Origin of the sequence: Streptomyces sp. NPDC002564 (genome assembly GCF_042889645.1) — a bacterium.
In the GTDB taxonomy this organism is placed as follows: domain Bacteria; phylum Actinomycetota; class Actinomycetes; order Streptomycetales; family Streptomycetaceae; genus Streptomyces.
Window position 1 is genome coordinate 316,834 of sequence record NZ_JBIARE010000006.1, and the last position, 26,957, is coordinate 343,790.

The 26,957-nt window shown below is 72.0% G+C and carries 19 protein-coding genes; 11 read left to right on the forward strand and 8 right to left on the reverse strand.

The genetic code is table 11. The features are described 5' to 3' along the window. The first annotated feature begins 611 nt into the window (after positions 1–611). From ACFYXE_RS23080 to ACFYXE_RS23100, 5 genes are all read left to right on the forward strand, one after another. Positions 612–1,535 (forward strand): LLM class F420-dependent oxidoreductase, encoded by a 924-nt coding sequence (locus ACFYXE_RS23080; protein ID WP_389315127.1) that lies wholly within the window; start codon positions 612–614, stop codon positions 1,533–1,535. A 68-nt stretch (positions 1,536–1,603) separates the two neighbouring features. Next, positions 1,604–2,377, forward strand: coding sequence for a glucose 1-dehydrogenase (locus ACFYXE_RS23085; RefSeq protein WP_361167545.1), 774 nt, complete (start codon positions 1,604–1,606; stop codon positions 2,375–2,377). A 170-nt stretch (positions 2,378–2,547) separates the two neighbouring features. After that, positions 2,548–3,672: an LLM class flavin-dependent oxidoreductase gene (locus ACFYXE_RS23090; protein ID WP_389315130.1), complete on the forward strand. Its 1,125-nt coding sequence runs from the start codon at positions 2,548–2,550 to the stop codon at positions 3,670–3,672. Positions 3,673–4,059: 387 nt separating this feature from the next. Next, positions 4,060–5,799: a D-aminoacylase gene (locus tag ACFYXE_RS23095; RefSeq protein ID WP_361167551.1), complete on the forward strand. Its 1,740-nt coding sequence runs from the start codon at positions 4,060–4,062 to the stop codon at positions 5,797–5,799. Beyond that, complete coding sequence (locus ACFYXE_RS23100; protein ID WP_361167554.1) at positions 5,796–7,271, forward strand: aldehyde dehydrogenase family protein; 1,476 nt, start codon at positions 5,796–5,798, stop codon at positions 7,269–7,271. Before ACFYXE_RS23095 ends, ACFYXE_RS23100 begins: the two co-directional genes overlap by 4 nt. A 68-nt stretch (positions 7,272–7,339) precedes the next feature. Here the strand turns inward: ACFYXE_RS23100 and ACFYXE_RS23105 are convergent, their stop codons facing one another. Next, positions 7,340–8,971 (reverse strand): CehA/McbA family metallohydrolase, encoded by a 1,632-nt coding sequence (locus ACFYXE_RS23105; protein WP_389315134.1) that lies wholly within the window; start codon positions 8,969–8,971, stop codon positions 7,340–7,342. Positions 8,972–9,183: 212 nt separating this feature from the next. Between ACFYXE_RS23105 and ACFYXE_RS23110 the strand changes: the two genes are divergently transcribed. Beyond that, positions 9,184–10,047, forward strand: coding sequence for a TIGR03619 family F420-dependent LLM class oxidoreductase (locus ACFYXE_RS23110; protein ID WP_389315136.1), 864 nt, complete (start codon positions 9,184–9,186; stop codon positions 10,045–10,047). An 81-nt stretch (positions 10,048–10,128) separates the two neighbouring features. Further along, complete coding sequence (locus ACFYXE_RS23115; protein ID WP_389315138.1) at positions 10,129–12,741, forward strand: bifunctional FO biosynthesis protein CofGH; 2,613 nt, start codon at positions 10,129–10,131, stop codon at positions 12,739–12,741. Positions 12,742–12,815: 74 nt separating this feature from the next. Here ACFYXE_RS23115 and ACFYXE_RS23120 read toward each other — a convergent pair whose 3' ends face one another. Then, positions 12,816–14,225, reverse strand: coding sequence for an FG-GAP-like repeat-containing protein (locus ACFYXE_RS23120; RefSeq protein ID WP_389315140.1), 1,410 nt, complete (start codon positions 14,223–14,225; stop codon positions 12,816–12,818). Between the two features lie 424 nt (positions 14,226–14,649). Here ACFYXE_RS23120 and ACFYXE_RS23125 point away from each other — a divergent pair, with 424 nt between their 5' ends. Then, on the forward strand, positions 14,650–15,768 hold the full coding sequence (locus ACFYXE_RS23125) for an ADP-ribosylglycohydrolase family protein (protein ID WP_361167572.1): 1,119 nt from the start codon (positions 14,650–14,652) through the stop codon (positions 15,766–15,768). A gap of 7 nt (positions 15,769–15,775) precedes the next feature. Here ACFYXE_RS23125 and ACFYXE_RS23130 read toward each other — a convergent pair whose 3' ends face one another. After that, a complete protein-coding gene (locus tag ACFYXE_RS23130) occupies positions 15,776–16,219 on the reverse strand; it encodes a MarR family winged helix-turn-helix transcriptional regulator (RefSeq protein ID WP_389315143.1) in 444 nt (147 codons plus the stop codon). 124 nt (positions 16,220–16,343) lie between these two features. Here ACFYXE_RS23130 and ACFYXE_RS23135 point away from each other — a divergent pair, with 124 nt between their 5' ends. Then, positions 16,344–17,831 (forward strand): MFS transporter, encoded by a 1,488-nt coding sequence (locus ACFYXE_RS23135; RefSeq protein WP_389315145.1) that lies wholly within the window; start codon positions 16,344–16,346, stop codon positions 17,829–17,831. Between the two features lie 15 nt (positions 17,832–17,846). On the opposite strand, the gene ACFYXE_RS23140 is transcribed toward ACFYXE_RS23135, so the two are convergent. Then, positions 17,847–19,433: a sodium:solute symporter family protein gene (locus tag ACFYXE_RS23140; protein WP_389315147.1), complete on the reverse strand. Its 1,587-nt coding sequence runs from the start codon at positions 19,431–19,433 to the stop codon at positions 17,847–17,849. Positions 19,434–19,731: 298 nt separating this feature from the next. Next, on the reverse strand, positions 19,732–20,526 hold the full coding sequence (locus ACFYXE_RS23145; protein WP_389315149.1) for an SDR family oxidoreductase: 795 nt from the start codon (positions 20,524–20,526) through the stop codon (positions 19,732–19,734). A 90-nt stretch (positions 20,527–20,616) separates the two neighbouring features. Between ACFYXE_RS23145 and ACFYXE_RS23150 the strand changes: the two genes are divergently transcribed. Continuing rightward, a complete protein-coding gene (locus ACFYXE_RS23150; protein WP_389315151.1) occupies positions 20,617–21,456 on the forward strand; it encodes a hypothetical protein in 840 nt (279 codons plus the stop codon). Between the two features lie 159 nt (positions 21,457–21,615). On the opposite strand, the gene ACFYXE_RS23155 is transcribed toward ACFYXE_RS23150, so the two are convergent. From ACFYXE_RS23155 to ACFYXE_RS23165, 3 genes are all read right to left on the reverse strand, one after another. Further along, the gene (locus ACFYXE_RS23155; protein ID WP_361167590.1) at positions 21,616–21,825 is read right to left on the reverse strand and encodes a DUF397 domain-containing protein; all 210 of its coding nucleotides are present in this window, start codon (positions 21,823–21,825) and stop codon (positions 21,616–21,618) included. Between the two features lie 225 nt (positions 21,826–22,050). Continuing rightward, positions 22,051–22,908 carry a helix-turn-helix domain-containing protein gene (locus ACFYXE_RS23160; protein WP_389315154.1) on the reverse strand — a complete coding sequence of 286 codons (858 nt, stop codon included), beginning with the start codon at positions 22,906–22,908 and terminating at the stop codon, positions 22,051–22,053. 371 nt (positions 22,909–23,279) lie between these two features. Then, positions 23,280–24,041 carry a GPP34 family phosphoprotein gene (locus ACFYXE_RS23165; RefSeq protein WP_361167596.1) on the reverse strand — a complete coding sequence of 254 codons (762 nt, stop codon included), beginning with the start codon at positions 24,039–24,041 and terminating at the stop codon, positions 23,280–23,282. A gap of 349 nt (positions 24,042–24,390) precedes the next feature. Here ACFYXE_RS23165 and ACFYXE_RS23170 point away from each other — a divergent pair, with 349 nt between their 5' ends. After that, on the forward strand, positions 24,391–26,907 hold the full coding sequence (locus ACFYXE_RS23170; protein ID WP_389315156.1) for a D-alanyl-D-alanine carboxypeptidase: 2,517 nt from the start codon (positions 24,391–24,393) through the stop codon (positions 26,905–26,907). Positions 26,908–26,957: the final 50 nt, after the last annotated feature.

Genomic DNA, 26,957 nt, shown 5'->3' on the forward strand with positions numbered 1-26,957 from the left:
GGGGCGTGTCGGTTCTCCCTCGCCTCTCCGGTCGAGGGGACTGATGGGCTCACCCCCACCTCTCCGGTCGAGGGGGCGTGTCGGTTCTCCCTCGCCTCTCCGGTCGAGGGGACTGATGGGCTCACCCCCACCTCTCCGGTCGAGGGGGCGTGTCGGTTCTCCCTCGCCCTTTCGGTCGAGGGGGCTTGCGGGCTCACTCCCGCCTCTCCGGTCGAGGGGAACCTACGGACTCACCCTCACCCCTCCGGTCGAGGGGAACCTACGGACTCACCCTCACCCCTCCGGTCGAGGGGACTCACGGAACAAGCCCACCGGGCGGCACCCGCGACCGACGCACCACCGGGCCGCACCCGCCCAACCGGCCGGAGGGGACGTGGGGGTATGTGCGCACGGAGCACCGAGGAAACAATGGCGTCTTTGTTCGTGCAGCGGGGCGCAGGGATAGCGAGTACGCACATACCCCCGCGGCCCCGCCCCACCACGAAACCCGAGGCGCCCCGCCCGCAAAGGCGCCCCGCCAGACCCCTTGTCTGACACCCCGTCAGGTACGACCATAACCCCGTCACCCGAAGTGACGAACCGTCAGGTCTACCGAAGAGGTGGCGATACCCATGCTCGTCTACGGGATGCAGCTCCCGGTCCAGTCCCAGAGCGCCCTCTACGCCGAGCCCTGGGAAGCCGACGCGACCACCGAAGACCTCGCCGAGATCGCCCGCACCGCCGACCGCACCGGATTCTCGTACATCGCGAGCTGCGACCACGTCGCCATCCCCCACCGCCTCGCCGAAGGCATGAGCACCATCTGGTACGACCCCGTCGCCACCCTCTCCTACCTCGCCGCCGTCACCACCCGCGTCCGCCTGCTGAGCCACGTCGCCGTCGTCGGCCTGCGCCACCCCCTCCTCTCCGCCAAGCAGTACGCGACCCTCGACCGCCTCAGCGACGGCCGGCTGATCCTCGGGGTCGGCGCCGGTCACGTACAGGAGGAGTTCGAGGTGCTCGGCGTCGACTTCGACCGCCGCGGCCCCGTACTCGACGAGACGATCGACGCCCTGAAGGCGGCCCTCGGCCCGGACGAGTACCCCGAACACCACGGCGAGTTCTTCGACTTCGCCGGTCTCGGCCAGCGGCCCCGCCCGGTCCAGCAGCCCGTCCCCCTCTGGGTCGGCGGCTCGTCCCCCGCCGCCGTCCGCAGGGCGGCCACCCGCGCCGACGGCTGGCTCCCCCAGGGCGACCCGCGCGACAAGCTCCCCGCCCAGATCGCGAGGCTCAAGCGGCTGCGCGAGGAGGCGGGGATCGAGGCGCCCGTCACCGTGGGCGCGATCACCGAGGCGCTGTACGTGGGAGAGCCCGCCTGGTCCGTGGGCCGGCGCACACTCACCGGCAAGCCGGACGCCCTCGCCGAATCGCTGCGCGCCTACGCGGCGATGGGCGTGGACCAGATCCAGGTCCGCTTCCGCAGCCGCACCCGCACCGAACTCACCGACCAGATGGCCGCGTTCGCCTCGGACGTGGCCCCGCACCTGAACGACTGAAGCCCCGACAGCCGGCCGGGGACGCACCCGACAGGCCGGAGTCACCGACCAGGACCAGGGAGCACCGCATGGGCAAGCTGGACGGCCGCGTCGTCATCGTGACGGGCGCGGCCCGCGGACAGGGCGAACAGGAGGCGCGCCTCTTCGTGGAGGAGGGAGCCCGCGTCGTCCTGGCCGACGTCCTCGACGAACAGGGCGAGGCGCTCGCCAAGGAACTGGGGGAGGAGTCGGCGCGCTACGTCCACCTGGACGTGGGCCGGGAGGACGACTGGCAGGCGGCCGTGGCCACCACCAAGGACGCCTTCGGCAAGGTGGACGGCCTGGTGAACAACGCGGGCATCCTGCGCTTCAACGAACTCGTCAGCACCCCTCTCGCCGAGTTCCAGCAGATCATCCAGGTCAACCAGATCGGCTGCTTCCTGGGGATCCGCACGGCCGCCCCCGAGATCGCCGCCGCGGGCGGCGGCACGATCGTGAACACGGCGTCGTTCACGGCGCTCACGGGCATGGCCTACGTCGGCGCGTACGCGGCGACCAAGCACGCCATCGTGGGCCTGACCCGGGTGGCCGCGCTGGAGCTCGCGGGCCGCGGGATCCGGGTGAACGCGGTGTGCCCCGGGGCGATGGACACGCCCATGACCAACCCCGCGCAGCTCGACCCGGGCGCCGACCAGGAGGCGGTCGCCGAGCTGTACAAGAAACTCGTGCCGCTCGGCAGGATCGGGCAGCCGCGGGAGGTGGCGGCCCTCGCGCTGTTCCTGACCGGCGACGACTCGGCGTACATCACCGGGCAGCCGTTCGTCGTCGACGGCGGCTGGACGGCGGGGGTGAGCATCACATAGCGACCCGGCCCGAAGGCTCCCGTGGCAACCCGGCATAAAGGCGCCCCACCTCGATGGTCTGACGCAGCATCAGCTATTGACGGTCCGGCGGCCCGGTGGAACAGTCGACGCATCACGATCTGACGGTTCGTCAGAAACCGTCGGAACCTCACGAGGACGGTGAACCTCCCTTGGAATTCGGTCTCTTTGTACAGGGATACGTGCCCGCCCAGCGGGCCAAGGTCGACCCCGAAGCGGAGCACAAGGCGCTCATCGAGGAGACCGAGTACGTCATCCAGGCGGACAAGTCGGGCTTCAAGTACGCCTGGGCCTCCGAGCACCACTTCCTGGAGGAGTACTCGCACCTCTCCGCCAACGACGTCTACCTCGGCTACCTCGCCCACGCGACCGACCGCATCCACCTGGGCTCGGGCATCTTCAACCCGCTGGCGCCGGTCAACCACCCGGTGAAGGTCGCGGAGAAGGTCGCCATGCTCGACCATCTCTCCGAGGGGCGCTTCGAGTTCGGCACGGGACGCGGTGCCGGTTCGCACGAGATCCTCGGCTTCATGCCGGGCATCACCGACATGAACCACACCAAGGAGATCTGGGAAGAGACCATCGCCGAGTTCCCCAAGATGTGGCTCCAGGACGAGTACGTCGGCTTCCAGGGCAAGCACTGGTCGCTGCCGCCGCGCAAGATCCTGCCCAAGCCGTACGGGAAGTCGCACCCGGCCATGTGGTACGCCGCCGGGTCGCCCTCCTCGTACGCGATGGCCGGCAAGAAGGGGCTCGGGGTCCTCGGCTTCAGCGTGCAGAAGGTCTCCGACATGGAGTGGGTCGTCGAGTCGTACAAGACGGCCGTCAAGGAGGCGCAGCCGATCGGCGACTTCGTCAACGACAACGTGATGGTGACGTCGACGGCGATCTGCGCGGAGACGCACAAGAAGGCGGTCGAGATCGCGGTCGGCGGCGGGCTCAACTACCTGCAGTCGCTGCTCTTCCGCTACCACGACACGTTCCCGCGGCCCGAGGGCATTCCCCAGTGGCCGGAACTGCTGCCGGAGTACACCGAGGAGATCATCGAGCTGCTCATCGCCGAGGAGCTGATGATCTGCGGTGACCCGGACGAGGTGCTCACGCAGTGCAAGCGGTGGGAGCAGGCGGGGGCGGACCAGCTCAGCTTCGGGCTGCCGATCGGGATCTCGCCCGAGGACACGAAGAACACGATCAAGCTGATCGGTGAGCACGTGATTCCGAAGATCGACACGGATCCGGTGCATCGGACCTCGCGGTTCCGCCAGGCGAAGGCGTGACCCGCCGGGTCTGAACGGTGAAGCTCCCCGGCCTCCTCTCCCGGACGGAGGCCGGGGTCCTGGCGGACGGCTGCGGGGTACGGGGTTGCCGTCGCGGGGGCGCGCCCCCGGGCCCCCGTCGTCGCCCTGCGGGCTCGTCCTCAAACGCCGGACGGGCTGAAATCCCCCCGGGGCGCCCCGCATCCAAAACGCACCCTGTCGTCGCCCCGCGGGCTCGTCCTCAAACGCCGGACGGGCTGAAATACCCCCGGGGCGCCCCGCATCCAAACCGCACCCTGTCGTCGCCCCGCGGGCTCGTCCTCAAACGCCGGACGGGCTGAAGTAGCCCCCCACACCCACACTCAGCGCATCCCGTGATATCTGCCTTCGGAAGGGGACGTCTCCGTCATGCTGGACCACCTCATCAAGGGCGCGACCGTCGTCGACGGGACCGGTGCCGACGCCTTCGTCGCCGATGTCGGGCTGCGGGACGGGCGGATCGCCGTCATCGCGGAGCCGGGCACCGTGTCCGAGGAGGCGCGGACCAGTGAGGACGCCCGGGGGCGAGTCCTCGCGCCCGGGTTCGTCGATCCGCACACGCACTACGACGCCCAGCTGTTCTGGGACCCGTACGCGACGCCGTCGCTGAACCACGGCGTGACCACCGTCGCCGGCGGCAACTGCGGGTTCACGCTGGCGCCGCTGAACCCGGACCGGCCCGGCGACGCCGACTACACGCGGCGGATGATGTCGAAGGTCGAGGGCATGTCGCTGGTCGCCCTGGAGGAGGGCGCGCCCTGGTCGTGGAGCTCGTTCGGGGAGTACCTGGACGCGCTGGAGGGCCGCGTCGCCGTCAACGCGGGGTTCATGGTGGGGCACTGCGCGCTGCGGCGGTACGTGATGGGCGAGGACGCCGTCGGCGGGCAGCCGAGCCCCGAGCAGCTCGACGAGATGCTGCGGCTGTTCCACGACGCGATGGACGCCGGCGCCTGGGGGCTTTCCACCACGCAGTCCTCGACGCACTCGGACGGCGACGGGCAGCCCGTGGCGTCCCGGCACGCCGGGCCCGAGGAGCTGCTCGCGCTCAGCCGGGCCGTCGCCGAGCACGAGGGCACCCAGCTGGAGGCGATCGTCGCGGGCTGCCTCGACCAGTTCAGCGACGACGAGGTCGACCTGTTCGTGGAGATGAGCGCGGCGGCGGGCAGGCCGCTGAACTGGAACGTCCTGACCATCGACGCCGCCGTCCCCGAACGCGTCCCGCGCCAGCTCGTGCCGAGCGAGCGGGCCCGCAGGGCGGGCGGCCGCATCGTCGCCCTGACCATGCCGATCCTGACGCCCATGAACATGTCGCTCGGCACGTTCTGCGCCCTCAACCTCATCCCCGGCTGGGGCGACATCCTGGGCCTGCCGGTGCCCGAGCGGATCGAGCGGCTGCGAGACCCGGACGTGCGCGAGGAGATGCTGCGGCGCGCGGGCAGCAAGGAGGCGGGCGTCTTCCGGCGCCTGGCCCGCTTCGACCGGTACGTCATCGGGGACACGTACTGCGAGGCCAACGACGGGCTGACCGGGCGGGTGGTCGGGGACATCGCGGCCGAGCGAGGACTCGAACCGTTCCACTGCCTGGTGGAGATCTGCGCCAACGACGGGCTGCGGACCGTGCTGTGGCCGATGCCCACCGACAACGACCCGGACTCCTGGGCGCTGCGCGCCGAGACCTGGCGGCACGAGGACGTCATGCTGGGCGGCTCGGACGCGGGCGCGCACCTGGACCGCATGTGCGGGGCCCCGTACACGACGCGGTTCATCGGCGACTGCCTGCGCGGGCGCAAGCTGCTCGGTCTGGAGCAGGCGGTGAAGATGCTCACCGACGACCCGGCCCAGCTCTTCGGGCTGCGCGAGCGCGGCCGGATCACCGAGGGCTTCCACGCGGACCTGGTGCTCTTCGACCCGGAGCGGATCGACGCGGGCAAGGCGACCCTCGTGCACGACCTGCCCGGCGACAGCCCGCGCCTGGACTCCAAGGCGATCGGCGTCGACGCGGTGTGGGTCAACGGCGTCGAGGCGATCCGGGGGGACGTGGTGACCGGCGCGGTGCCGGGCAGGATCCTGCGCTCGGGGCGCGACACGAGGACGGTGAGCACCAAGTGAGCAGGGCGCGCAGGCTGTTCATCGACGGCGAGTGGGTCGAGCCCGACGGCGGGCACTACGAGGTGGTGAACCCGGCCACCGAGGAGGTCGTGGGCCTCGCGCCCGAGGCGAGCGGGGAGCAGGTGCACGCGGCGGCGGCAGCAGCCCGCCGGGCGCTGCCGGGCTGGTCGCGCACCGCGCCCGAGGAGCGGGCGGCGATCCTCGACCGGGCGGCCGCGGTGATCCGGCGCGACTTCGACGCGTACGCGGACCTCGCGCGCGCCGAGAGCGGCGCGACGACCGGCACGGCGCGCGGCATGCAGGTCGCCGTCGCGGTGGCGCGCTTCCAGCGGTACGCGAAGGGGGCGCTGGAACCGGTCGAGCAGGGGCTCGCGCCGCAGATCAACGAGGCGGGGCCGATGGGCAGGGCGGGCGTCATGGGGGCGCTGGCGGTGCGCAGGCCCGTGGGCGTGGTCACCTGCATCACCTCGTACAACAACCCGTGGGCGAACCCCGCGGGCAAGGTGGCGCCCGCGCTGGCGATGGGCAACACGGTCGTCGTGAAGCCCGCCCCGCAGGATCCGCTGTCGGTGTTCGGGATGGCGGCGGCGCTGGCGGAGGCGGGGGTGCCGCCCGGTGTGGTGAACGTGGTCTCCGGCACGGACGTGGCCGTCGGCGAGGCGGCCGTCGCCTCCCGCGACGTCGACATGGTCAGCTTCACCGGCTCGACGGCCGTGGGGCAGCGCATCGGCGAGGTGTGCGGGCGCGACATGAAGCGGCAGCTGATGGAGCTGGGCGGCAAGGGTGCGGCCATCGTCTTCGACGACGCGGACCTGGACGCGGCGGTGGCGGGCATCGGCACGACGTTCTCCTTCTACAGCGGGCAGATCTGCACGGCGCCGACCCGCGTCATCGTGCAACGGGGCGTGTACGAGGCGCTGCTGGAGAAGCTGGCCGCCTACATCGGGTATCTCGGGGTGGGCGATCCGGCCGCGCGGGGCACGGTGGTGGGCCCGGTGATCTCGGCGGCGCACCGGGACCGCGTCGAGGCGTACGTGGAGGAGGGCCGCAAGGAGGGCGCGCGGGTCGTCGCGGGCGGTGAACGGCCGGCCCTGGACAAGGGGTTCTATGTCGCGCCGACGCTCCTCGCGGACTGCACGAGCGACATGCGGGTGGTCCGCGAGGAGATCTTCGGACCGGTGGTGGTCGTCGTCCCCTTCGACGCGGCCGGGCCCGAGGAGGCCGAGGAGACGGCGGTCGCGCTCGCCGACGACAGCGACTACGGCCTCATCGACTACGTGTGGTCGGGCGACGTCGCCCGCGCCTTCCGGGTGGCGCGGCGGCTGCGCGCGGGCGGCGTCGGCGTCAACACGATCGGCCGGAACATGGAGGCGCCGTTCGGCGGCTTCAAGAAGAGCGGGGTGGGCCGCGACGTCGGCTCGTACGCCCTGCATGCCTACAGCGAGCTGCAGTCGATCGTCTGGCCGGGGTGAGGCGGACCGCCGGGCCCGGGCCCGCGTCCCGGCCGCCGGGGCGTCGCGGGCACGGGCCCGGCGTGCGGCTAGCGGCCCAGGAAGACCGGGTTGGTGAACGCGCGCAGCGCCCCGGGCAGTCCGGCCACCGCCGGGTCGTGCCGCACCTCGGCCCGTACGTACGCGGCGTACGCGGCCGTCGTGCGCCACTCGACGGTGCCCGTGCCCGATTCCGGCAGCTTCGTGCCGGTGAACAGGACGCCCTGGTCGGTGACGATGCGCGGTGTGCAGCCGGGGGCGCCCTTGATGTCCAGGCGGACGGTGACCGGGTCGTCGGGGGCGACGTCGAGCCGGCCGCCGATGCCCGCGTGCCGGCCCCGGCCGCCCGCCGCGGAGAAGGCGAGCTCGACGTCCCGGGACTCGGCGACGTAGGAACGGCCCCTGCGCAGGCCCTCCTGGATGGCCTCGCGCGTCAGGTCGTCGGCGAGGACGACGGTCTGCGGGCCGCCGATGCGGTCGGGGTCGCGGTGCGCGTCGCTGTCGCCCATCGCCGGGATCCACGGCCTGCCGCCGCGCACGGACGCCACCAGCATGCTGTCCCAGTCGGCGAGGGAGACCTCGTCGTCGGGGGTGTAGGCGCCGTTCCACACCTCGATGACGTCGGCCTCGCCGAAGCCGAACTTCCAGTTGCAGCCCACGCAGGTGGCGTGCGGGTGGGCGGGGACGACCAGGCCGCCCGCGTCGCGGATCCTGCGCGCGTACCGGCCGAAGCGGTTGTCCCGCGCGCGGTAGCGCCAGTCGACGAACGTGCCGGGGTCCGTGCCGAGGGCGAGGACGTGGCCGTTGCGGGTGGTCACCTCCTCGCCGAGCATGATCAGCAGGTCGTCGCCCGCGTGCTCGGCCCAGTGCGGGTGCGCGGAGTGCGTGTTGTGCTCCGAGCTGTTGATGAAGTCCAGGCCCGCCGCGCGGGCGAGCGCGGCGATCTCGCCGGGGGTGCGCCGCCCGTCGGAGTGCACCGAGTGCAGGTGGCAGTCGCCGCGGTACCAGGCGCGGCCGCGGCCCCTGGCCCGCTCCGGCGGGTGGACGGGCTTCGGGGTGCGGCCCGGCGACCCGTAGGTGAGGGTGATCGTCACCTCGTAGGGCAGGCCGTCGGGGGCGACCGTGTAGGGGCCGAGCGCGATGTGCCAGGTGCCCGCGCGGATCGGGCCCGGGATGTATCCGGGCGTCGCCTCGTCGGCGCGCAGGAAGAACTCGGTGCGGGCGCCGCCGGACCAGCCGCGGAAGCCCTTGCCGCCGAGCTCGGTGCCGCGCTCGTCGAAGATGCCGATGTCCAGCGCGTTGCCCTGGGTGCCGGGCGGCACGGCGGGCTTCTCGTAGCTGTAGACGACGTGCAACTCCCGTACCCCGTGCGGGACGTCGACCGGCAGGTACACGAAGTCGGGGGAGCCGGTGGGCAGCGTGCCGCGCACCGTCCTGGTCTCCTTGCTGCCCGGCGTCCTGTCCCGCCCGGGAGCGCGCCGCTCGGCGCCGCTGGCGAAGCTCACGCCGCCCAACGTAAGCGCGGCGGCGGCTCCCGTCACGAACAGGGCGCGCCGGTTCGGCCCGTTCGGGTGGCGCGTGTCCTGCCCGTGCGCGTCCTGCCCGTGCGCGTCCTGCCCGTGTGCGACCTGCTCGTGTGTGTGCTGCTCGTGTGCGTCGCGCTGGTGTCCGTCCTCGCACATGGTGCGGCTCCCCAGGGTTCGACGGTGACGTGGGTGGTGGGTGCAACCCTGGTATTGAGCCGTGAACTGTGCGGCAAGGGAAGGCCATTGCCGGACTTACGGGCCGTGTCGGTGCGGTGCCCCGGGTTCGTGCGCGCACGGCCATGGACCAACCGGCCGTCCGGGGATAGGAAGAGGTCCCCGCACCGACACTCCCGGAGGGACCGCTGCCCGTGCGCATCTCGGCGACGCTCTACATGACCGACCGGACGATCACCCCGGTACGCCTGGCCGGGGAACTGGAGCGGCGCGGCTTCGCCGGGCTCTACCTCCCCGAGCACACCCACATCCCGGTGCCCCGCGAGACCCCCTATCCGGGCGGTGAACTGCCGCCGGAGTGCGCCCGGATGCTCAGCCCGTTCGTGGCGCTCGCCCAGGCCGCCGCCGTCACCGGCCGCATCACCCTGGGCACGAACATCGTGCTCGTCGCCCAGCACGACCCGATCGACCTCGCCAAGCAGATCGCGACCCTGGACCACCTCAGCGGCGGCCGGGTCACCCTCGGCATCGGCTACGGCTGGAACCGCGAGGAGGCCGAGGACCACGGCGTGGTCTGGCCCCGGCGCCGGGCGGTGGTGCGCGACCGGATGGCGGTCATGCGGGCGCTGTGGGCGGACCATCCCAAGGCGTACGAGGGGGAGTTCGGCGGCGTGCGGGCCAGCGAGGTGCATCCCAAGCCGCGCCGGGCGCCGCGCGAGCGGCCGGCGAAGGGGGCGCTGTTCGGGCCGCGCACGCTGATCGGCGGGGCCGCGGGGCCGGGGCTCTTCGCGCACATCGCGGAATACGCGGACGGCTGGATGCCCGTCGGCGGCAGCGGTCTGCGCGAGGCGCTGCCGGTGCTGCGGCAGGCGTGGGCGGACGCGGGGCGCGCGGCGGCCGACCTGTACGTGGCGGTGACGGCCGTCGCGCCCGAGCCGGGCAAGCTCGCGCACTACGCGGACCTCGGCGTCGACGAGGTGATCGTGCAGCTGCCGCCCGCCGGGGAGAAGGAGGTGTGCGCGGTGCTCGACGGCCTCGGCCGGTACGTGGGGCCGTGAAGCGGTGCGCGGGTCCGCCCAGGTCCGGGCGGGCGGAAGTATCTGTAGGAGGCAGGTGTTCTCGCTCGTATGCTCGGAGACATGACCAACAGCGCGCAGCCCCCGGAGGCCGGACGACCCACCGCGAACGCCATGCGGCGCGCGCTCAAAAGGGCCAGGGACGGTGTCGCGCTCGACGTGACGGAGGCCGCGGTCCTGCTGCGGGCGCGGGGTGCGGACCTCGACGACCTGACGGCGTCCGCGTCCCGGGTGCGCGACGCGGGCCTCGCGGCGGCGGGCCGGCCCGGCGTCATCACGTACTCGAAGAGCGTGTTCATCCCGCTCACCCGGCTCTGCCGTGACAAGTGCCACTACTGCACCTTCGCGACCGTGCCCGGCAAGCTGCGGCGCGCCGGCCACGGCATGTTCATGTCCCCGGACGAGGTCCTCGACATCGCCCGCCGCGGCGCGGCGGCGGGCTGCAAGGAAGCCCTGATCACCCTCGGCGACAAGCCGGAGGACCGCTGGCCCGAGGCGCGCGAGTGGCTGGAGGCCGAGGGGTACGACGACACCCTCGCCTACGTCCGCGCCATCTCCATCCGCATCCTGGAGGAGACGGGCCTGCTCCCGCACCTCAACCCGGGCGTCATGACGTGGACGGACTTCCAGCGGCTCAAGCCGGTCGCGCCCAGCATGGGGATGATGCTGGAGACCACCTCCGAGCGGCTGTGGTCCGAGCCGGGACAGCCGCACCACGGCTCGCCCGACAAGGAACCGGCCGTGCGGCTGCGGGTCCTTCAGGACGCGGGCCGCTCCTCGGTGCCGTTCACCAGCGGGCTGCTCATCGGCATCGGCGAGACGTACGAGGAGCGCGCCGAATCGCTGTTCGCGCTGCGCCGGGTGGCCCGCTCCTACCACGGCATCCAGGAACTGATCATCCAGAACTTCCGCGCCAAGCCGGACACGGCGATGCGCGGCATGCCCGACGCCGAGATCGACGACCTGGTCGCCACCATCGCCGTCGCCCGGCACGTGATGGGCCCGGCGGGCAACCTCCAGGCGCCGCCCAACCTGATCGCCGGGGAGTACGCGCGGCTGATCGGCGCGGGCATCGACGACTGGGGCGGGGTGTCCCCGGTGACCATCGACCACGTCAACCCCGAGAAGCCCTGGCCGCAGCTGGACGAGCTCGCCGCGCGGTCCGCGGAGGCGGGCTTCACGCTCGCCGAACGGCTCTGCGTCTACCCCGAGTTCGTATTGCGCGGCGAGCCCTGGCTCGACCCCCGGCTGCTCCCGCACCTGCGTGCCCTCGCCGACCCGGACACGGGCCTGGCCAGGCCCGACGCGGTGGTCGAAGGCCACCCGTGGCAGGAGCCCGACGAGGGGTACGTCGCCGCGTCGGGCCGCACCGACCTGCACCGCACCATCGACACCACCGGCCGCACCACGGACCGCCGCGACGACTTCGACGAGGTGTACGGCGACTGGGAGGCGCTGCGCGAGCAGGCCGCGCCCGGCATGGTGCCCTCCCGCATCGACGGGGACGTCCGTGCCGCCCTGAAGCAGGCCGCGGACGACCCGACGCGCCTCACCGACGACGAGGCGCTGGCGCTGCTGCACGCCGACGGGCCCGCCCTCGACGCGCTCTGCTCGGTGGCGGACGACATCCGCAAGTCGGTCAACGGCGAGGACGTCACGTACATCGTCACGCGCAACATCAACTTCACCAACGTCTGTTACACCGGCTGCCGCTTCTGCGCCTTCGCGCAGCGCAGGACCGACGCGGACGCCTACACCCTCTCCCTGGACCAGGTCGCCGACCGGGCCGCGCAGGCCTGGGACGTCGGCGCCGTCGAGGTGTGCATGCAGGGCGGCATCCACCCCGACCTGCCGGGCAGCGCCTACTTCGACATCGCGCGGGCGGTGAAGGAGCGGGTGCCGGGCATGCACGTGCACGCCTTCTCGCCGATGGAGGTCGTCAACGGCGCGACCCGCACGGGCCTGTCGATCCGCGAGTGGCTGACCGCCGCCAAGGAGGCCGGGCTCGACTCGATCCCCGGGACGGCCGCCGAGATCCTCGACGACGAGGTGCGCTGGATCCTCACCAAGGGCAAGCTGCCGACCGCCACCTGGATCGAGGTCATCGGCACCGCCCACGAGCTGGGCATCCGTTCCAGCTCCACGATGATGTACGGGCACGTGGACCAGCCCCGGCACTGGCTGGGCCACTTCCGCACGCTTGCCGCGCTGCAGCGGCAGGCCCTGGACAAGGGCGTCGAGGGCTTCACGGAGTTCGTGACGCTGCCGTTCATCCACACCAACGCGCCGGTGTACCTGGCGGGCATCGCCCGCCCCGGTCCCACCACGCGCGACAACCGCGCGGTGACGGCCATGGCCCGCGTGCTGCTGCACCCGCTCATCCCCAACATCCAGACCAGCTGGGTGAAGCTGGGCCAGGAGGGCGCGGCGGAGATGCTCAGGTCCGGGGCGAACGACCTCGGCGGCACCCTGATGGAGGAGACCATCTCCCGTATGGCGGGCTCCAGTTACGGCTCGTACCGCTCGATCGAGGACCTGGTCGCCATCGCGGACGCGGCGGGCCGCCCCGCCAGGCCGCGCACGACGCTCTACGGCGAGGTGCCCGCGGAGCGGCAGCGGGCGGCACGGGAGTCGGACGGCCACCTGCCGGAGCTGCTTCCGGTGCTGGAGCCGTAGCCGGAGGGGCGGCCACCCGTAGCCGGAGGGGCGGCCACCGTGGTGCGGGGTGGCCGCCCCGGAGTCGGCGGGTGTCAGCCGGCCAGGACGTCGCCGAAGCGGACGCCCGCGGTGGCGGGGGCGCCGATGGCGGCCGGGCCGAAGGAGTCGATGCCCGTGGTGGTCAGGCCGCTCGCGGAGCCGCGCAGGTGCCAGACCGCACCGGTGTCGGCGACGTCGCCGTCCTCGTCGGCCGCGGCGACCGTCAGGTCGGCCTTGCCGTCCTTGTTCGGGTCCGAGAGCAGGACCTGGCCGCCGAACTTGTCGCCCTTCTCGGAGACGCCGGGCACGCCGGCCTTGGACTGGTCGAAGGCCTGCGAGCCGGTGCCGGTCAGGCCGGTGCGGGAGCCCTTGAGGAGGACGACGCTGCCGGCGTCGGCGGTCGACTCGATGTCCTCGCCGGGGACGCCGACGGCCACGTCCGCGTAGCCGTCGCCGTTCACGTCGCCCGCGCTGATGGCGGCGCCGAACTCGTCGCCCTCCTCACCGACGCCGGGGACGCCCGCGGTGTCCTGGGTGATCTTCGTGGAGCGGTCCGAGAGGCCGGACGCCGAGCCGTAGCGGACGAGGACCGTGCCCTTCTGGTACGGCATGTCCTCGAAGTTGGTGCCGATGTCGCGGGTGACGAAGTCGCCGTAGCCGTCGCCGTCGATGTCCGCGACCGCGCCGCCGAGGGAGGGCGCGAGCTTCTGCGAGGTGGTGGCCACCCCGTTCTTGCCGCCCTTCCAGAGCTGGCTCTTGTACGCCGTCTCCTCGAAGCCGTGGCTGGTGACGATGTCGTCGGCGCCGTCGCCGGTCACGTCGCCCACGACGAAGTCGCCGGGGCCGAAGGTCTGGCTGGTGGCGATCTGCTGGGTGCTCGCGGCCTTGCCGTCCCGCTTGAACGGCCCGTACGTGAGGGTCATGCCCCGGTCGTCGTTCTCCATCGGGTCCTCGGGCTCGGGGTACTCGGCGGTGACCAGGTCCCGCTTGCCGTCGCCGTTGAAGTCGCCCGCGGTCACCAGCGCGCCGTTCGACTCCAGTTCGGTGCTGCCCGCGCCGGTGAGGCCCTGGGCGGAGCCCCACAGGACGACGGGCTTCTTGCCGCCCGTGACGACGAGGTCGGTGTAGCCGTCGCCGTCGAGGTCGGCGGCGGACGTCCGGCTGCCGAAGTGCCCGCCGTCGGAGGCCGATCCGGGTACGCCGGCCGTGGCGCGGCTGATGGTGACGGCGTGGGCCTTGTCCGGGCCGTTCGCCGAGCCGTAGACGACCGAGACGCTGCCGGGCAGGTCGTTGTCGTAGTGGCCCGGGGCGGAGATGGCGAGGTCCGCGTAACCGTCGTGGTTGAAGTCGGTGACCGGGGCCTTCGGCGGGGTGGGCGCGGCCGCCGCCGAACCTGCGGTGGCCAGGGCGATCGGTGCCGCGAGCGAGGCGACTGCCACGGCGGTGATGAGACTGCGGCGCACTGTTCCTCCAGTGGGGGAATTTGTGTGGTCGTGTAGGAAGACGATCGTTCCGCGGAGAAGGTTGTACACCGCAGAGACTTCTGTGGTGCACACGCACGTATGTCCGAACTCGGTTCCCGTTCACCGGATATCGGCCCCGTGCTGTCTCATTCGGTGCGCCGGGCCCGGGGGTTGCGGGGTGGGGTCCGCGAGGTGTTCGCGAGGTGTCCGCGAGGTGGGGAGGGGCCGCGACCGCACGCGGGGCGGGCCGACGGGAGGGGGATTTCGTAGCAGGTGCGAAGCTCCCGTGAACGTGCGTCCAAAAGCCGCCTCAGGGGCGACTCTTCGCATACCACTTGGCGCCTGAACCGATCGTTCCCGGTCGATTACAGTGCTGCAAAGTCGCAACCGGGCGAGCCAGGACGAGGCACGGAAGGGGGTCCCGGTGGGTACTGCAGCAGCCACCGGTGTCTGGGGCCGCGCCGAGCAGCAGGACTTCCGCAGCCGGGTGCGCGGCACCCTCCTCGGGGCCGCCGTGGGCGATGCCCTGGGGGCGCCCGTCGACGGTCTCGGGCTCGACGGGATCCGTGCGGCGCACGGCGCCGAGGGCCTCACCGAGCCCGCCCCGGCCTACGGCCGCCGCGGCGCCGTCACGTCGGCCACCCAGCTCACCCTCTTCACCGTGGACGGACTGATACGCGCCCAGGTGCGACGGGACACCGGCGCCTGGCACCCGCCCACCGACCTGCACCGCGCCTACCGCCGCTGGGCCGCGACGCAGAGCGACTGGGGCCCCGACGAGCGGCGCAAGGAGGACGGCTGGCTGGCCCGCGAGGAGTGGCTGTACGCGCGGCGCGACCCCGCCCGGGCCTGCCTGCTGGGTCTCGGCAACGACGTCATGGGCACCCTCGACGTGCCGAAGAACCCCGACGAGAAGGGCCCCGGAGCCGCCGTCAGGTCGGCGCCCTTCGGGCTGCTCGTGGGCTGGGAGCCGCAGTTGGTGCTGCAGCTCGCCGTCGAGTGCGCCGTGCAGACGCACGGCCACCCCACCGCCCACCTCGCCGCGGGCGCGCACGCCGTCGTCGTGCACGGCCTGGCCCGCGGGGAGTCCCTGGACGGCGCGCTCCAGCGGTGCCTGGCGCTGCTCGCCGCCCGCCCCGGCCACCAGCCCGTCACGGACGCGCTCAAGCATGCGCTGGGCGCCGTGCGGCAGGGCATGCCCACGCCCGCGCGGGTCGGCGAACTCGCGGGGGACGGGACGGCGGAGGGCGTGCTGGCCGCGGCGGTGTACTGCGCGCTGGTCGGCGAGGACATCCGGCACGGGCTGCGGCTCGCGGTGAACCACGACGGCCCCTCGGCCGCCTGCGGGGCGCTGTGCGGGGCGCTGCTCGGCGCGCTGCACGGGGAGACCGCGCTGCCGCCGGGATGGCTCACCGAGCTGGAGGGGCGGCCGACCGTCCTCGAACTCGCGGACGACTTCGCGATGGAGATGACGCAGGGGCCCGCACTGCACGGCCCGGCGCTCTCGTCGCCGGGGTGGCTGGCCCGCTACCCGCGGGCGTGAGCGCGCGCTAGCCCGCGGCGGCCGCGGGGCCGGTCTCGAAGGTGCGGCTCAGCAGGTCGTGGAGGGTGGCCCGCTCGGCGTCGTCCAGCGCGGCCAGGCCGGCCTGGGTGGCGTGCATGTTGGCGCGGATCGCGTCGACGGCCCGCTCGCCCTCGGGGGTCAGCAGGACGTTCTTGACGCGGCGGTCGGTGGGGCTGGGCTCCCGGTGCACCAGACCGCGCTTCTCCAGGCGGTCGATGATCCCCGTCATGTTCGACGCGTCGCAGGACAGCGTCCTGGCGAGCACCCGCATCGCGGCGGGGCCCCGGCGCAGCACGCTCAGCGTCTTGCCCTGGCTCGCGGTGAGGTTCTCCCGCGCCGCCGCCTCCGTGAAGTCTCCGTAGTACGCACCGAGGGACACCGCGAGCAGCTCCATGAGCCGGTCCGTGTCGACGCGGGGGGTTCCAGACATGTGAGCCACCTTACGCCATGAAACTTGACGTTCTCAAATATTGAGGCTTACCTTCTTGGTCATTGCTTGATGTTCTCAAGTATCGATGTCCTCAAGTAGTTGAGCAGCTGGAGAAGAAGTCACCGTGTCCCACACGCAGCACGCGGCCCCGCCCAGAGCCACCGGACAGACCGCCCTCGTCCTGGTGCTCGGGCTCGCCGCCATGGTCGTCTCGATGATGCAGACCCTGGTCGTCCCGATCCTGTCGATCATCCAGAACGACCTGGACGCCACCACCGCGGGCGTCAGCTGGGTGACCACCGCCACCCTGCTCTCCGCCGCCGTCTTCACCCCGCTGCTCGGCCGCTTCGGCGACCAGCACGGCAAGAAGCCCACCCTGATCGGGGTGCTCCTGGTGATGATCGCGGGCTCCGTGCTCGCCGCCACCACGTCCTCCCTGACCTTGCTGATCGTCGGCCGGATCATGCAGGGCGCGGCCACCGCGATCTTCCCGCTCGCGCTCTCCGTGCTCCGCGAGGAGATCAGGCCCGCCAAGCTGCACGGCGCCATGGCGCTGGTCAGCGGCACGCTGGCGTTCGGCAGCGGCCTCGCCCTGGTGGGCGCCGGCCTGCTGACCCGGGGTGCCGACCCCGACTACCACCGGGTGTTCTGGCTCGCGGTCGTGCTCGCCGTCCTCGCCCTGGTGGGCGTCGTCCTCGCCGTCCCCGCCTCCCGCTCGAAGACCGGCGGCCGCACCGACTGGCTGGGCGCGGGCACGCTGGCGCTGCTGCTCGTCCTGCTGCTCCTGCCGATCTCGCAGGGCCACGCGTGGGGCTGGACCTCGGGCCGCACCCTCGGCTCCTTCGCGGGCGCCGTCGTCATGGCGGTCGTGTGGGTCCTGACCGAGCTCCGGGTCGAGGAGCCGATGGTGGACATGAAGATGTTCGCCCACCGCCCGGTGCTCTTCACCAACCTGGCCGGACTCCTGCTCGGCTTCGCGATGTTCGCCCAGTTCATCGGCGTCTCGTACCTGGTGCAGATGCCCGAGGACGTCGCCGGGTACGGCTTCGGCGCCTCGGTGCTCGGCGCCTCCGTCGTCTACCTCCTGCCGACCACGATCGTCTCGCTGCTCGGCGCGCAGTTCGGCGGCGTCCTGGTCCGCCGGATCGGCGCCCGCGGCACGCTGGCCGCCGGTGCCTCCTTCGGTGTCGTCGGCTTCGCCTGGCTGACCCTGGCGCACGGCACCAGCGCCTCCGTCATCGGCGCGGGCATGGTCATCGGCCTCGCGATCAGCTTCGGCTACGCCTCGATGCCCGCGCTCATCGTCGCCAGCGTCCCGGCCCACCAGACCGGCATCGCCAACGGCATCAACTCGATCTCCCGCTCGGTCGGCAGTGCCGTGGCCAGCGCGATGATCACCTCACTGCTCGCGTCGAAGACCATCCCGCTGCCCGCCGGCCTGCCCGCGCTGCCGCAGGAGAGCCAGTTCACGCTGAGCTTCGCCATCGCCGGCGCGGCGTTCGTCCTGGTCGTGGCGGTCGCCCTGGTCGGCCTCACGGCCCGGCACGCCCCGCGCAGCACGCCGCGGCAGGTCCCGGTGACCCCGGCCGCACCGGAGCGCGCCGGCGTCTGACCGGGCCCGGTGCCCCTAGGAGGCGCCGCCCCCGTCCTGCGACGGCGAGGACACCGCACCGTCCCGCGGCCGCGACGGCGGGGGCACGACGGCCCCGGCGGAGCCGTCGTCGTCCGTGTTGATCTTCTCGATGAGCGCGTCCCGCTCCGGGGTGTCCTCCGGCTTCACGAAGCCGATGGTGATGTAGAGGACCAGCGAGACGGCGAGCGGGATCGACACCTGGTACTGCAGCGCGACACCGCCCTCGATCGCGTCGTCGATCGGGTAGTTGACGAGGTAGAAGGCGAAGAGCCCGGCCGCCCAGCTGGTCAGCGCCGCGGTCGGCCCGGACTTGCGGAAGGTGCGCAGCAGACCCAGCATCATCGGGATCGCGATCGGGCCCATCAGTCCGGCGACCCACTTGATGACGACGGTGATGATGTCCTTGAACGTGGGCGAGTTCACCTGGGTGGCGACGGCCATGGACAGGCCGAGGAAGACCACCGTGGTCAGCCGGGCCGCGATCAGCCCCTTGCGCTCGCTCCAGGCGCGGGCCCGGGCGGAGAAGGCGGGCGCCACGTCCCGGGTGAAGACGGCGGCGATGGCGTTGGCGTCGGAGGAGCACATCGCCATGGTGTGCGAGAAGAAGCCGACGATGACCAGGCCCAGCAGGCCGTGCGGCAGCAGCTGTTCGGTCATCAGGGCGTACGCGTCCGAACCGTCCGGCTTCCTAGCGTCGACCAGCAGCGGCGACATCCACATGGGGAAGAAGAGGACGACCGGCCAGACCAGCCACAGGATCGCGGAGAGCTTCGCGGAGCGCGCGGCCTCCTTGGCGTTGGCGGTCGCCATGTAGCGCTGCGCCTGGTTGAGCATGCCGCCGTTGTACTCGAAGAGCTTGATGAAGAGGAACGCGAGGAGGAAGACCGTGCCGTAGGGGCCGACCAGCGGCTTGCCGTGGCCCGCGAGCTCCGGCTCGTCCCAGACGCCGAAGAAGCCGCCGTGCGGGCCGAGCTTGGCGACGACCGCCACGAACATGGCGACGCCGGCGAGCAGCTGGATGATGAACTGGCCGAGCTCGGTGAGCGCGTCGGCCCACAGTCCGCCGATGGTGCAGTAGATCGCCGTGATCACGCCGGTGATGAGGATGCCCTGGTTGAGGGAGACCCCGGTGAACACGGACAACAGGGTGGCGATCGCCGCCCACTTGGCGCCCACGTCCACGATCTTGAGCAGCATGCCGGACCAGGCGAGCGCCTGCTGGGTGGGCAGGTTGTAGCGGTTCTTCAGGTATTCGAGGGGCGAGGCCACGTGCAGCCGGGAGCGCAGCCGGTTGATGCGCGGGGCGAACAGGCGGGCGCCGATGGCGATGCCGAGCGCGATGGGGAAGGACCAGGTGACGAAGGACGTCACGCCGTAGGTGTACGCGATGCCGGCGTAGCCGGTGAACATCACCGCGCTGTAGCCGGACATGTGGTGCGAGATGCCCGACAGCCACCAGGGCATCTTTCCGCCGGCCGTGAAGAAGTCGCTGACGTTGTCGACCCGCTTGTGGGACCACACGCCGATCGCGACCATCACGCCGAAGTAGCCGATGAGCACGGCCCAGTCGAGACTGTTCATATGGCCCTCCAGGGGTCCGCCTGGTGAACTGCGCATAACTGGCTCGCACTTCGCCAGTACCGGCCGACGGGCCCGAGAGGGCCCGGAAGTGCCCGCTCATCGTGGGTTCGCGCGCGCACCCCGGACAACCGCCCGTGAGGTCAAGAGCAAGTAAAATCGTTCTGTTTGCTGACCTGTGTTCACGTATCTGATTAACGAAGGGTGGTTCCCGGGCACGCAAAAGCCGCACGGGAGTCGATTCCCGTGCGGCTCGGCGGGGTGTCCCGCGCGGCTTCCTGGTGTGCGGGTCCGGGGTGCGTCAGCGCATGATCTCCCCCGCGTTGACCAGCAGGGACTGCCCGGTGATGGCGCGGGCCCGGTCCGAGGCGAGGAAGGCGGCCGCGTCCGCCACGTCGCCGTCCGTGGCCAGGTCGGGCAGCGCCATCCGGGACGCGAGACGCTCGCGCACCTCCGCCTCCGGCACGCCCTCGGTGTGCGCGGTGAACTGGACGTACGCCTCGACCGGCGGGCCCCACATCCAGCCCGGCAGCACCGTGTTGACCCGGATCCGGTCCGGGCCGAGCTCGTGCGCCAGCGCGTACATGGCCGACGTCAGCGCGCCCTTGGACGCCGCGTACGCCGCCTGGCGCACCTGCGACGGCGAGGCGATCGCCGACTGGGTGCCGATGAAGACCACCGAGCCGCCCCGCCGCTCCCTGAGCGCGGGCAGGCAGGCGCGCGTCATGCGCAGCGTGCCGAGCAGATTGACGTCGATGACCTGCTGCCAGGTGTCGAAGTCGGCGTCCTCGACCCCGCCGAAGTAGCTGTCCCAGGCGGCGACGTGGACCACCGCGTCGATGCCGCCGAACCGCTCGCGCGCCAGCTCGGCCAGCGCCCGGCACTGCCGCTCGTCGGTGATGTCGGTGGCCAGGTGGGCGGTGCGGGTGCCCTCGGGGTCGATCTCGGCGGCCGACTTGGCGAGGTTCGCCGCCGTGCGCGCCCCGAGCACGGCGCGGCCCCCGTCGCGCACGACGGCCGCGGCGACCTGGTGGCCGAGCCCGGCGCCGACGCCCGAGACGACGACGGTCTTTCCCTCGAGGAGCGACGACGGCATGGAGCGCCTCCCGGCTCTGGCAGTTTTGCTGACGGGGCGTCAGAGTATGGGCGTCCACCGGAGGAAGGAAGAGGGAGGCAGGGGAGAAGCATGAGCGAGGACACCCGCAGCGACGTCTACGCCGAGCTGGCCGCCGTCGGGCCCTACGGCGTCCACCCGGGGCACGCCCTGATCACCATGGTCGAGCCGCACCCGGGGCACGAGTACGCGTACAACCGCTGGTACGAGGACGACCACTACTACGCGGGCGCGATGGCCATGCCCTGGATGTACGCGGGGCGCCGCTGGGTGGCCCCGCGCGAGCTCCAACTGCTGCGCTACCCCGACAAGTCCGCGATCGCCGAGCCGGTCACCGCCGGGTGCTACCTGTCCACGTACTGGGTGACGGAAGGGCGCTACGACGACCACATGAAGTGGACCGTCGGCATCAACAAGCGGCTCAACCGCGACGCCCGCGTCTACCAGGACCGCACGCACGTCTTCACCTCCTTCCAGGACCACGAGGCGACCGTCTACCGGGACGGCGCGGCCGGCCCGCGCGACTTCCACGCCCTCGACCACCCCTACCGGGGCCTGGTCCTCGAAGTCGTCGACGCCGAAGGTTCCGAGCAGCGCGCCGAGTTGCTGGAGTGGCTGCGCGCCCGGCACCTGCCGAGGGCGCTGGCCGGCTCGCCCGCCGCGATGGTCACGCTGTTCCGCCCGACACCGCTGCCGGGGGACCGGATGACGTACGTGAAGCAGGTCGAGGGCGTGGACACCCGGCTGACGCTGCTGTGGTTCCTCCAGGAGGACCCGCGCGCCTGCTGGGAGGCGCACTTCACCGGGCGGGACGAGGCGGTCGCGGAGTCGGGCCTCGGACGGGTGGAGCTGGTGGCGCCGTTCGTCCCGACGGTGCCGGGCACGGACACGTACGTCGACGCGCTGCGCTGAGCGGGGCCCGGCGGGCCGGGAGGGGCGGGGAGGCGCCCGTGGGACAGGACCGAGCCCCCTCGGCCGGGACGGCGGGCCAGTCGAGAGGGCTCATGCGGTGGTGCTGTGCGGTTGTCGCTCGGCGGTGTCGTGACGTCCTGTCAGTCTCACGCGAGAGTCTCACGCGAGATCGGCAGCCCCCCGGCTCACCTCGCCGACGAAGGCGTTCCACGATGCGGCGGGGAAGGCGAGGACCGGACCCTCGGCGACCTTCGAGTCACGGACGGAGATCCCGTGCCGCACCGGCGACTTGACCTCCACGCACGCGCCGTTCCCGGTGGAATAGGAGGACTTGACCCACGTGTGCGAGGCACCCTGCTGAATTGCCATGTTTTGCTCCGGTCTTTCCAGTCGTCGAGTAACGGTGACCGCACAGGTGCGGCCCGCGCCAACGCTCGTGCTCGATGGCGTGAATGACGCTACTCGCCAACATCGTGGCGTGAAGGGATCGTTCACTCGACCGGATGGCATATTCCAGTGGGGACTTCCGCGCCGACGCGGCGAGGGTGTACCGTGCGGCGCTTTCGCGCGGCAGGGCACGCGCGGTCCGGCGGATCAGCGGGCGTAGTCCTTCGCGATGTCCGCGATGAGCTGCCGTGACTGCTCGACGTTCAACGCCTGGGCGCGCAGGTGCTCGTACATGACGCTGTACTGCTGGACGTCGTTCGCCTTCTCCAGGTACAGGTCGCTCGTGACGCCCTCGATGTAGACCACGCTGGAGTCGGCCGCGTCGGGGAACTCCAGGATCGCGTACTGCCCGTTGAGGCCCGGGTGCGCGCCCATCTCGAAGGGGATCACCTGGACGGTCACGTGCGGCAGCTGGGACTGCTCGACGAGGTGCTCCAGCTGGTCGCGCATCAGGTGCCGGGAGCCGACGACACGGCGCAGCGCCGACTCGTCGAGCACGGTCCACAGGCGCAGCGGGTTCTCCGGCGCCGAGATGCGCTCCTGCCGGCGCATGCGCACCTGGACGCGCTTCTCGATGTCGGTCGGCGGGGTCTCCGGGAGCGCGCCGGTGATCAGCGCCTCCGCGTACGCGCGGGTCTGCAGCAGGCCGGGGACGACCTGCGGGTCGTACACGCGCAGGGACGCCGCGTCCGTCTCCAGACCGATGTACACGCTGTAGGGGATGTCGCCGAAGGAGTGCCACCAGCCCTGCTGGCGCGAGTCCTTGGCCATCTGCATGAGCGAGTCGACGACCCGGTGGTCCTCGACCTCGTACACACCGCACAGGTCACGGACGTCGCGCTGGCTGATCGACCGGCGCCCGTTCTCCAGGCGGCTGATCTTCGACTGCGAGACGAGCAGGCGCTCGGCGACCTCCTCGGCCGTCATGCCCTTGAGCTCGCGGAGCCTGCGGAGCTCCTGGCCCAACCGGCGCCGCCTGACGGTGGGATTGACATTGGACGCCACGGGACGTGCACCTCCGGCTTGCATGCCTCTACTTTGCGTATCTACTGCTCAGCAGAGTGCCACCAACGAGGTCGGCACCGCTGGGAAACAGCGGATATGCGGACGTGAGAGCGGGTGCGCGGGGTGCGCGGCCCCGCCCTGCGGCGACCGGAGGCTGTCGCGGCCGCGCGGGGCGGTGGCACCGGGATGTCGTCGTCCGGACGGTCCGGTGCCCCGCCCCGCGCGGCCCAGCGGCTCCCGAACCGGGTCTGGGGGACTGCGGCGCGGCGCTGTGCAGTGGTGCGTGGTGCGGGTGGTGCTGAGCGGTTACGTGGTGCTGTCGCGCGGTGCCGCGGCTCCGCCGCGTGCCGGCGCGATGGCGTCGGCCGCGCTCAGTGAGCGACGGCGCGTGCCATGGAGCCGCGCCGCGGCTGCATCGGCACTCCGCCGGGGTCCGCCGCCGTCCTGGCCGGCTGCCGTCCGCCCGGTCCCGCGGGACCCGTCGGTGCGGCGCTGCGACGCGGCTGGGCCGCGACGCCGTTCTGGACGTCCATCACGGCGTGTGCCACGAGGCCGCCCATGGGGTCGTGCCTGATCAGATCCCGGAGCCTGGAGCGCGATGAACGCCCCTCGTTCCCGGGGTAGAGATGCTTGCCGAGGCCGACCGCGTGGGCCAGTGCGGCGAGCGCGGCGGTCCGCGGGTCCGGCGGTACGCCGGTACGGATCGCCGAGTCCAGTCGGGACCTGATGTCCCGGCTGATTGCCGTGTCCGTCGCCTGGTAGCGAGTCGTCGGCAGCACTCCGCACATCTGGCCCGCCACGGCATGAACCATGCCGCACCGCTCCAGGTGCGCGAGGTAAATCTGGCGCAGCCCCAGTCGGGGCCCGCCGATCCAGTGGACCGCCCGGACCGGGCTGCCGCGCCTGCGCAGCAGTTCCAGTGCGGAGTCCAGAGTCGGATCTCCGGTCGGCCGTGGCATCACCACGGCGATACGATCCCCGTCAGGGGCTATCCGTCCGGCCAGCGCCAGCTCTACTAGCTGTGCTCCGGCCAGACCGAGGTCGAGCGACTGCGGCTGCGCAGTGGTACCCGTGGCCGGGTCCAAAGCGAGCAGCAGAAGCTCCTCCGGAATTGTTCTGCGGCTCCTGCCCATCCATGCCTCCCCGCGTGGATGAATGACAGGGTGACCCCTCTCACATTCATCTGTCGAGAGCGCCTGACCGGTAAGTACGGGAACCAGTAGGTATGTCGTTCTCGTCTACCACGGGGGTTAAGCCCTCACACAGGACACTGGTACACGGTTCGGACAGTGAGGTCCGGCCCGATTTGGCGCACGGTCGGCACTCGGCAAGCATTCAGCATCGGCATACGGCATGGCGTACGAGGAGGCATCGGTGGCGGGCGAGACCCCCGACAGGTCGAAGCAGCGGAAGTCGTCGGGGAACCCGACTGCGGCGGAGTCTTCCGATCCGGCGCCGGAGGAACGTGATCCGCGTCTCGCGATGACCCGCGAGACGCCGCAGGCGAGCGAGGACAGGGCGACCGCCGTCTTCTCGACGAAGGACGTCGTCGAGCGGGCGGCCGGTTCCGACGCGTCCGCGCGCGGCGCCGCCGCCTCCGGGGAGGCGGGCCCGGACGATTCGACCGAGCCCGAGCCCGACACCGAGCCCGGCGCCGAGTCCGATGCCGAGCCGGACGCCGAGCACGAGGCCGCCCCGAAGCCGGCGGCGAACGGCGACGCGCGGCTGCGGGACGCGGTGGCGGCCTGGGTCGCGACCACGGACGACGAGCCGGGCGCGGGCGACGCGGCGAAGGCGAAGGGGGCCGCGGGCGAGGGTGCCCGCGGTGACGCTCCCGCGGAGGGTGACGGCTCGTCTGCGGAGCCGGAGCCGGAGCCGGAGCCGAAGCCGGGGTCGGAGTCGGGGTCGGAGTCGGGGAAGTCGGACTCGGTCGCGGGGCCGGACTCCGAGGCGAAGACGGACGCGAAGACGGATGCGAAGACGGATGCGAAGAAGTCCGCCCCCGCCGAGTCCGCCCCCGCCGAGTCCGGGACCGGCGCGGTCCCGGCCGGGAGTGGAGCCACGGACACGGCGGACACCGCCGACGCCGCGGACACCGCCCACGCCGCGGACACCGGGGCCGACGACGAGCCCGTCGACGAAGCCCCCAAGTCCACCGGCGTCGACCAGGCGACCGCCGTCTTCAAGGCGCTCCCCCCGGAGGCGGCCGACAAGAAGCCCGGTGACAAGCCCGGTGACAAGCCCGCCGAGAAGTCCGCCGAGAAGCCCGCTGCGGAGACGGCCGCCGACAAGAAGCCCGGCAAGGCCACCGGCAAGCCCGTCGACCAGCCCACCACCATGCTCAAGCTGGGCGACCGCACCGCCCCGAAGGCCGCCCCGAAGGACCCGGACGCGCCCAAGGCGGACACCGGAGCAAAGGGCACTGCAAAGCCCGAGGGCGACGCCGAGCGGACCAGCAAGTTCGTCGCGCTGAAGCCCCTCGACGAGCCGTCCGGCAAGACGGCCCCGAAGGCATCCCCCAAGGCGTCTCCCAAGGCATCCCCGAAGGCCGCCCCCGAGCCCGGCGCCACCCCGGCCGCCAAGCCGGGCGCCAAGGCCGGACCCAAGGCGGGCGCAGCCGCCGCCGCTGCCTCCGCTGCCGCACCGGCCGGCCCCGAGGTGCCGCCGCCGGTGGAGCGCACCACCCAGCAGCCGCTGCCGCCCAAGCCGCCCATCGACCTGCTCGCCGAGCTGACCAACACCCCGCCGCCGCCGGAGACTCCGGTCCGCACCGCCGTGCGCCGGGTCAAGATCTGGACGCCGCTGGTCCTGCTCCTGGTGGTCGTCTTTGCAGTCGTGCAGGCCGTGCGGCCGCTGCCGACGCCGACCCTGCAGCTCACCGCCGAGGAGTCCGTCTCCTTCGACGGCGGCAAGCCGTCCGTGCCGTGGCCCGGCGACGGCCAGGCCGCGATGGACGTCAACGGCATCGGCACGTTCGGCACGTCCGGCGAGCAGAAGCCCGTGCCGATCGCGAGCATCGCCAAGGTCATGACGGTCTACCTGATCCTGCGCGACCACCCGCTGAAGAAGGGCGAGGACGGCCCGAAGATCACCGTCGACGCCGCCGCCCAGAAGCACTACGAGACCGGCAAGCCGGCGAACGAGTCGGTCGTCAAGGTCACCGAGGGCCAGAAGCTCCCCCAGTACGAGGCGCTGCAGGCCGTCATGCTGCCCTCGGCGAACAACGTCGCCAAGCTGCTGGCCCGTTGGGACACCAAGAGCAACTCCGAGGACGAGTTCGTCGCCAAGATGAACAAGACGGCCAAGGAGCTGGGCATGAAGAACACCCACTACACGGACCCCAGCGGCCTGGACAAGACGACCGTCTCGACCGCCGAGGACCTCGTGAAGCTCGGCCGCGCGGCGATGGAGAACCCGGTCTTCAACGAGATCTCCCGCCAGCCCAGCTACAAGGACCTCAACGGCGACAAGCAGAACAACTTCTTCGGCCTCGTGCCGACCGTCGCCATCGGCATCAAGACGGGCACGACCACCGCGGCCGGCGGCAACATCCTCTTCGCCGCGGAGAAGAAGGTCGACGGCAAGACGCAGACGATCATCGGCGCGGCCCTCGGGCAGTACGGCAAGAACGGCGTCGCCAACATCGACGCCGTCACCGACGCGACGAAGAAGCTCATCGTGGCCGGGCAGGACGCGCTCACGTCGAAGACCATCGTCAAGAAGGGCGACGTCGTCGGGCGGGTCGACGACGGTCTGGGCGGCACGACCCCGGTCGTCGCCACCAAGGACGTCTCCGCGGTGGGCTGGTCCGGCCTCACGGTCGAGCTGCACCTGACCGACCGGAAGGGCAAGACCGTCCCGCACACGGCGAAGGCGGGCACCCAGGTCGGCGTGCTGAGCGTCGGCGACGGCAAGCACGACGCCGTCGAGGTGCCGGTCGCGCTCCAGAAGGACCTGAGCGAGCCGGGCCTCGGCGCCAAGCTGACCCGCGTCGGCTGACGCACCCCGCGGACCGCAGTACTCCGCAGGACCCCGCAGGACCCTGCGAG

What these genes read in the sequence shown, in the direction of transcription:
- ACFYXE_RS23080 (WP_389315127.1), top strand. Translation starts at nt 612, where the DNA reads ATGCTCGTCTACGGGATGCAGCTCCCGGTCCAGTCCCAGAGCGCCCTC.
- ACFYXE_RS23085 (WP_361167545.1), top strand. Translation starts at nt 1,604, where the DNA reads ATGGGCAAGCTGGACGGCCGCGTCGTCATCGTGACGGGCGCGGCCCGC.
- ACFYXE_RS23095 (WP_361167551.1), top strand. Translation starts at nt 4,060, where the DNA reads ATGCTGGACCACCTCATCAAGGGCGCGACCGTCGTCGACGGGACCGGT.
- ACFYXE_RS23105 (WP_389315134.1), bottom strand. Translation starts at nt 8,971, where the DNA reads ATGTGCGAGGACGGACACCAGCGCGACGCACACGAGCAGCACACACAC.
- ACFYXE_RS23115 (WP_389315138.1), top strand. Translation starts at nt 10,129, where the DNA reads ATGACCAACAGCGCGCAGCCCCCGGAGGCCGGACGACCCACCGCGAAC.
- ACFYXE_RS23130 (WP_389315143.1), bottom strand. Translation starts at nt 16,219, where the DNA reads ATGTCTGGAACCCCCCGCGTCGACACGGACCGGCTCATGGAGCTGCTC.
- ACFYXE_RS23140 (WP_389315147.1), bottom strand. Translation starts at nt 19,433, where the DNA reads ATGAACAGTCTCGACTGGGCCGTGCTCATCGGCTACTTCGGCGTGATG.
- ACFYXE_RS23145 (WP_389315149.1), bottom strand. Translation starts at nt 20,526, where the DNA reads ATGCCGTCGTCGCTCCTCGAGGGAAAGACCGTCGTCGTCTCGGGCGTC.
- ACFYXE_RS23150 (WP_389315151.1), top strand. Translation starts at nt 20,617, where the DNA reads ATGAGCGAGGACACCCGCAGCGACGTCTACGCCGAGCTGGCCGCCGTC.
- ACFYXE_RS23155 (WP_361167590.1), bottom strand. Translation starts at nt 21,825, where the DNA reads ATGGCAATTCAGCAGGGTGCCTCGCACACGTGGGTCAAGTCCTCCTAT.
- ACFYXE_RS23165 (WP_361167596.1), bottom strand. Translation starts at nt 24,041, where the DNA reads ATGGGCAGGAGCCGCAGAACAATTCCGGAGGAGCTTCTGCTGCTCGCT.
- ACFYXE_RS23170 (WP_389315156.1), top strand. Translation starts at nt 24,391, where the DNA reads ATGACCCGCGAGACGCCGCAGGCGAGCGAGGACAGGGCGACCGCCGTC.